The organism is Arthrobacter paludis (assembly GCF_056782315.1).
Map to the genome: position 1 here is coordinate 51,120 of NZ_JBXAEW010000025.1, position 6,000 is coordinate 57,119.

The 6,000-nt window shown below is 71.9% G+C and carries 6 protein-coding genes; 4 read left to right on the forward strand and 2 right to left on the reverse strand.

All coding sequences use genetic code 11. The features are described from left to right. The first annotated feature begins 4 nt into the window (after positions 1-4). The 3 genes from AC1Q5D_RS17000 to AC1Q5D_RS17010 all read left to right on the forward strand — a co-directional run bounded on the left by AC1Q5D_RS17000 (position 5) and on the right by AC1Q5D_RS17010 (position 2,631). The gene (locus tag AC1Q5D_RS17000) at positions 5-826 is read left to right on the forward strand and encodes an SGNH/GDSL hydrolase family protein (protein ID WP_481739641.1); all 822 of its coding nucleotides are present in this window, start codon (positions 5-7) and stop codon (positions 824-826) included. After that, positions 823-2,091: an MFS transporter gene (locus AC1Q5D_RS17005; RefSeq protein ID WP_481739642.1), complete on the forward strand. Its 1,269-nt coding sequence runs from the start codon at positions 823-825 to the stop codon at positions 2,089-2,091. Before AC1Q5D_RS17000 ends, AC1Q5D_RS17005 begins: the two co-directional genes overlap by 4 nt. Positions 2,092-2,175: 84 nt before the next feature. Then, positions 2,176-2,631: a DedA family protein gene (locus AC1Q5D_RS17010; protein WP_481739643.1), complete on the forward strand. Its 456-nt coding sequence runs from the start codon at positions 2,176-2,178 to the stop codon at positions 2,629-2,631. Positions 2,632-2,683: 52 nt separating this feature from the next. Here AC1Q5D_RS17010 and ald read toward each other — a convergent pair whose 3' ends face one another. Beyond that, a complete protein-coding gene (ald, locus tag AC1Q5D_RS17015; RefSeq protein ID WP_481739644.1) occupies positions 2,684-3,814 on the reverse strand; it encodes an alanine dehydrogenase in 1,131 nt (376 codons plus the stop codon). A gap of 177 nt (positions 3,815-3,991) precedes the next feature. Between ald and AC1Q5D_RS17020 the strand changes: the two genes are divergently transcribed. After that, the gene (locus tag AC1Q5D_RS17020; RefSeq protein WP_481739645.1) at positions 3,992-4,483 is read left to right on the forward strand and encodes an Lrp/AsnC family transcriptional regulator; all 492 of its coding nucleotides are present in this window, start codon (positions 3,992-3,994) and stop codon (positions 4,481-4,483) included. Between the two features lie 21 nt (positions 4,484-4,504). Here AC1Q5D_RS17020 and AC1Q5D_RS17025 read toward each other — a convergent pair whose 3' ends face one another. Further along, entirely contained in the window at positions 4,505-5,743 is a 1,239-nt protein-coding gene (locus AC1Q5D_RS17025) for an IS110 family RNA-guided transposase (protein ID WP_481736784.1), read from the reverse strand. Positions 5,744-6,000 lie beyond the last annotated feature (257 nt).

The window sequence follows — 6,000 nt, forward strand, 5'->3', positions numbered from 1 at the left end:
GTGCGTGTCGGGACGGTTCGTGGCGGTCGGGGACTCCTTCACCGAGGGCGTGGGGGACTGGGACCTCCGCCTGCCCAACGGCGTGCGCGGCTGGGCCGACCGCGTCGCGAAGCAGCTGTCCAAGGCGGACCCCGGGTGGGAGTACGCGAACCTCGCCATCCGCAGCCGCCGCCTGCGCCAGATCGTGGACGAGCAGGTCGAGCCCGCCCTCGCGATGGAGCCCACGGTCGTCTCCTTCTACGGCGGCGGCAACGACATCCTCGAGTTCCGCCAGGACATGGACCAGCTGCTGCACCTCTACGCGGACGCCGTGCACCGGTTGTGCTCGTCCGGGGCCACGGTGCTGCTGTTCACCGGGTTCGACGTGCCGCTGCACCCGATCCTCGAGCCCTTCAAGCGCCGCAACCGGATCTTCAACGACACGGTGCGCGAGCTGGCCCGCACGCACGAGCCGGACGGGGCCGTCCTGGTGGACTACGCCCGGATGGAGGAGTACTCCGACCGGCGGCTCTGGGACATCGACAAGCTGCACATGAACCGGGCCGGGCACCGCCTCATGGCCATCCAGGTCCTGAACCTGCTCGGCATCCGGCACCAGCTCATTGACGAGGACCTGGGCCCGCCGGAGGCCATCGCCTTCAGGGACTCCGTCCTCCGCGACGCCGAGTGGGTGCGCCAGTGGGTCCTGCCGATGTTCGGGCGCCGGTTCCGGGGCGTCACGCTCGGCGACGAGCTCTCCCCGAAGTGGCCCGAGCCCATCCGCCCGGCGGACGGCATGAAGAAGCTGTACCGCACGCGGCTGGGCCGTACGATGACCCCATCATGAGCCAGCCGACCGACGCCTCCCCGCCCACGCTCCCGGAGGCACTCGCCGAACCCGTCCGCCCCGTCGGGGCCCGCTGGACGGCCGGGGTCGTGCTGGTCAACGTCGGGATCAACGTCGCGTTCTTCGCGCCCATCAACGTGCTCATCGGGCTGCAGGCCACCGCGATCGACGCCGCGCACAAGGAGGCGATCCTCTCGCTCGTCACCGGCTGCGGGGCCGCCGTGGCGCTCGTGGCCAACCCCGTGTTCGGGGCGCTGAGCGACCGGACCGCCTCGCGGTGGGGCCGGCGCTCGCCGTGGGTGCTGGCCGGGGCCGTGCTCGGGACGGTGGCGCTGCTGCTGCTCTCCGGGGCCACCGCCGTCGCGGCCATGGTGCTCGCCTGGTGCCTGCTGCAGGCCGGCGCGAACGCGGTGTTCGCCGCCGTCACGGCCGCCGTCCCCGACCGGGTGCCCGTGCGCCAGCGCGCGACGATCGGCGGCCTGGCCGCGATGGGCCAGACGGTCGGGATCCTCGGCGGGGCCGTGGTCGGGTTCGTGATCAGCGGCGACGTCGCCGTCGGCTACTGGATCTGCGCCGCGGCCCTGGCGCTGTCCGTGGTCCCGTACCTCCTCCGCCCCGACGACCCGGCCCTGCCGGCCGCCGCCCGCGAGCCGTTCCGCGTCGGGGAGTTCCTGCGCGGCTTCTGGGTGAGCCCGGCGCGGCACCCCGACTTCGGCTGGGCGTGGCTGACCCGGTTCCTGATGTTCGTCGGCAACCAGCTCTCGATCGTGTACCTGCTGTTCTTCCTGACCGACGTCGTCCGCCATCCGGACCCGCCCGGCGGCGTGCTGGTCCTGACCGGGCTCTACGCGGTCGCGACGCTGACCACCGCCGTCGTCGCCGGGCGGCTCAGCGACCGACTCGGCGGGCGCCGCAAGGTGTTCGTCGCCGGCTCGTCCGCCGTCATCGCGCTGGCCGCCCTGGTCATGGCGTTCTTCCCGGTGTGGCCGGGCGCGGTCGTCGGCGCGGCGGTCCTCGGCGTGGGGTTCGGCGCATACCTGGCCGTCGACTTCGCCCTGCTCACGCAGGTGCTGCCCTCGGCGGCGGCGCGGGGGAAGGACATGGGCGTCATCAACGTCGCGGCCGCGCTGCCGCAGGTGGTCGCCCCGGCGCTGGCCCTGTTCGCCGTGACCGTCCTGGGCGGGTACCGGGCGCTGTTCGTGCTCGCCGCGCTGATCGGGCTGCTGGCCGCGGTCCTCGTGTACCGGATCCGCTCGGTGCCGTAGGCGGACGACGGCGGCGGTCGGGGCCGCCGTGCCCAACGGGCCGCTCCGGCTGAAGGACCCGGCGCTGGCCGATAGGCTGGCCGAATGATGGACTGGCTGCGCGAGGCGCCCTTCGGCTGGGCCTACGCCTTCCTGTTCGTCCTGTCGATGGCACGCGCCAACGCGACGTATTGGTTGGGCCGGGGCATCGCCGCGGGCGTCCGGCACTCGCGGCTCGAGCACTTCCTGGCCGGCCCGATCTACCGCCGGGCGCAGCGCCTCATCAACCGCTGGGGCGTCATGGCCGTGCCCCTGAGCTTCATGACCGTGGGGATCCAGACGGCCGTCAACGCGACCGCGGGCGTGTCCCGCATGCCGCTGGCCCGCTACCTGCCCGCCGTCGTCCTCGGCTGCCTGATCTGGGCGCTCATCTACTCCACGGTCGGGATGGCGGTCGTGTACGCGTGGCTGTCCCTGGGCTGGCAGTGGATCGCCGCGGGCGCCGCCGTCGTCGTCACCGCCACGCTCCTGTGGATCCGGCACCGCCGCCGCCGGGAGTGAACGCGAAGGGCCCGGTGCGTCCGAAGGGACGCGCCGGGCCCGTGGCGGTGCGCTACGCGGAGACCGTGCCGGACGACAGCAGCTCGGTGGCCGGCATGTACGGCAGGCCGAAGGTGTCGGCGACGGAGCGGAGCGTGACGCGGCCGTCGTGCGTGTTCAGGCCGTTGGCCAGGCCGGCGTCCTCGGCCAGCGCCTGGCGCCAGCCCTTGTTCGCGATCCGCAGCGCGTACGGCAGCGTGGCGTTGGTCAGCGCGGCCGTCGACGTCTGCGGCACGGCGCCGGGCATGTTGGCGACGCAGTAGTAGACGGCGTCGTGGACCTTGAAGGTCGGCTCGGCGTGCGTGGTCGGGCGGGAGCCCTCGAAGCAGCCGCCCTGGTCGATCGCGATGTCCACGAGCACGGAGCCCGGGCGCATGCGGGAGACCATCTCCTTGGTGACGAGCTTCGGGGCCGCGGCGCCCGGGATGAGGACGGAACCGATGACCAGGTCCGCAGCGGCGACCTCCTGGCCGATGGTCAGCGCGGAGGAGGCCAGGGTCTTGATGCGGCCGGCGTGCGCGGTGTCGATCTCCTTGAGGCGGGCCAGGTTGATGTCGATGACGGTGACGTCGGCGCCGAGGCCGGCCGCCGCGACCGCCGCGTTCTCGCCGGCGACGCCGCCGCCGATGACGACGACCTTGGCCGGGCGGGTCCCGGGCACGCCGCCCATGAGGACGCCCGCCCCGCCGTTGGGCTGCTGCAGCTGGTAGGCGCCGACCTGCGCGGACAGGCGGCCGGCGACCTCGGACATCGGGGCGAGCAGCGGCAGCGAGCGGCCGGACGTCACCGTCTCGTAGGCGATCGCCGTGGTGCCGGCCGCGAGCAGCGCGTCGGTGCACTCGCGGGAGGCGGCCAGGTGGAGGTAGGTGAAGAGGATCTGGTCCCCGCGCAGCCGGTGGTACTCCTCGGCGATGGGCTCCTTGACCTTGAGGATCATGTCCGCGTCGGCCCACACGCTGTCGGCGTCGTCGGCGATGCGCGCGCCGGCGGCGCGGTAGGCGTCGTCGCTGATGCCGGAGCCGACGCCGGCGCCGGCCTGGACGACGACGGAGTGGCCGCGCTGGACGAACTCCGTCACGCCGGCCGGCGTGATCGCGACGCGGAATTCGTTGTTCTTGGTCTCCTGGGGGACTCCGATGAGCATGGGTCACTCCTGCCTGTGGTGCGTGGCGGGGCGATTCCTCGGGCCCCGTCCGTCCGGTCCTCGATCGCCGGCGGTCCCATAAGCGTAGGATTTTTCTGCGGTTTCTCGCTTCTTTCCTGCACCTCCTGCGGTACTCTTGGGAAAACTGGCAGAAGATTTCGGACGAGAGGCAGTGTGATGGGGGTCACCTCGAATGATCTGCGGCCCGGGGAGCAGCGCCTGGACGAGACGGACCGGCGGCTGCTGCACCTGCTGGCAGAGAACGCGCGGCGGACCAACAACTCGCTGGCGGAGGAACTCGGGATCGCGCCGTCGACGTGCCTGGCCCGGCTCAACGCGTTGCGGAAGCGGGGGGTGATCCGCCGCTTCACGGTGGACATCGACCCCGAGGCCGTGGGGCACGCCCTCGAGGCCCTGATCTTCGTGCGGATCCGGGCCGGCGCGCGGCACCTGATGGCCTCCTTCGCGGAGGAGATCCGCAACAAGCCGGGAGTCACGCAGCTGTTCTTCCTCGGCGGCAGCGACGACTTCCTGATCCACGTGGCTGTGAAGGACTCGAACGACGTGCGGGAGTTCGTCCTGGACAACCTCTCCGCGAACCCGGCGGTCGCGTCCACGCAGACGTCGCTCGTGTTCGAGCACAGCCGCGGCGCCGTGCCCTGGGTCTAGATATCCCACGGACGTAACTTGTCAAGCGGCTGCTTGGAGTGTGGGAGTGTCCTCTGCGGTGTGCCAGGCTGTGGCTTCGTCATAGGTGGTGTGGTGGCGTAGGCAGCCGTGGAGGATGCCCACGAGCCGGTTCGACAGGGCGCGCAGGGCCTGGTTGTGGGTGGATCCCTTGGCCCGTTGCCGGTCGTAGTACTTCCGGGCCCCGGGCGAGTGTGTCAGGGCCGAGAAGGCCTGCAGATAGAGGGCGTCGGCGAGTCTGCGGTTGCGGGCGTGGCGGGCCAGCACGGCCCGTTTCTGGCCGGAGGCCCGGGTGATCGGGCTCATCCCGGAGTAGTTCTTCCGGGCGCGGGCATCGGCGTACCGGTCGGGGGCGTCCCCGAACTCAGCAAGTACCCGGGCCGCCAGGACCGGCCCCAGGCCCGGTTGGCTGAGGTAGATCCCCGCGTCCGGGTGCCGGCCAAAACACCGCTCCACCTGCCCCTGGAGCTGCTCGATCTGCGTGTTCAGGGCCCCGAGCACGGCCACCAGCGCCGCAGTGGCGGCCGCGTGGGCCTCCTGGATGCCGGGCCGGGCGGTGAGCTGCTCCGAACGCAGGGCCTGGACGATGGCCTCGGCCTTGGACTGCAGGTTGCGCTGCCGCCCGCCGCGCACGAGCAGGGCCTTGACCCGGGACACGCTCAGCCGGGCCCCCGCCTGTGGGCCGGGAGCGGCGGCAAGGACGGCCAACGCGTCCGCGCCGTGCAGGTCCTGTCCGAACGCGGCCAAGGCGGCAGGGTAGTACTCGCGCAATCCCGAGCGCAGCACGTTCGCCTGCCGGGTGCGCGCCCACACCAGCGACTGGTGGGCCCGGGCGAGCACCTTGGCCTGTTCGGCCACGTCGCTGTCCGGGACCACGGGGCGGTGCTCGCTGCGGTCCACGGCCACGATCCGGGCCAGGACCTGGGCGTCGCCCTTGTCCGACTTCGCCCCGGCAGTCCCGTACCGTTGGCGGTACCGCGCCGATTGCGCCGGGTTGATCGCGTACACGTGGTAGCCGGCGGCCAGCAGGGCCTGCACCCAGGGTCCGCGGTCGGTCTCGATGCCGACCACCACCTCTGCGGGATCCGCGTCCTCGGGCAGGTGCTCCGCGACCAGGGCGTGGAAACCGGCGATCCCGGCCACGCCTTCCGTCAGGCGCTTGTGCGCCACCACCTGTCCCGCGGCATCGAGAACCGCCACGTCGTGGTGGTTCGCTGCCCAATCGTCTCCAACGAACAACATCGCCGATTCCTCCCCTGTCCTTGGGCCTCCGCTCCGGGCCTCCTCGGGGAGAAAGGCAAACCCGCACGACCTAATGGATCAGTGCTCCCACAGGGCACGACATCCCACCAGAGCTCTGGCCAGCCTTCCTCACCGGCCGACAGCGGCACGATCTAGACCTAGGGCTCAAAAGACCCGGGGACGCAGAGTGCTCAGCCGCCAGCGGCTCGGATACCAAGTCTCACCAATTCAGAGGGACCGGTACACCCCCATTAGGG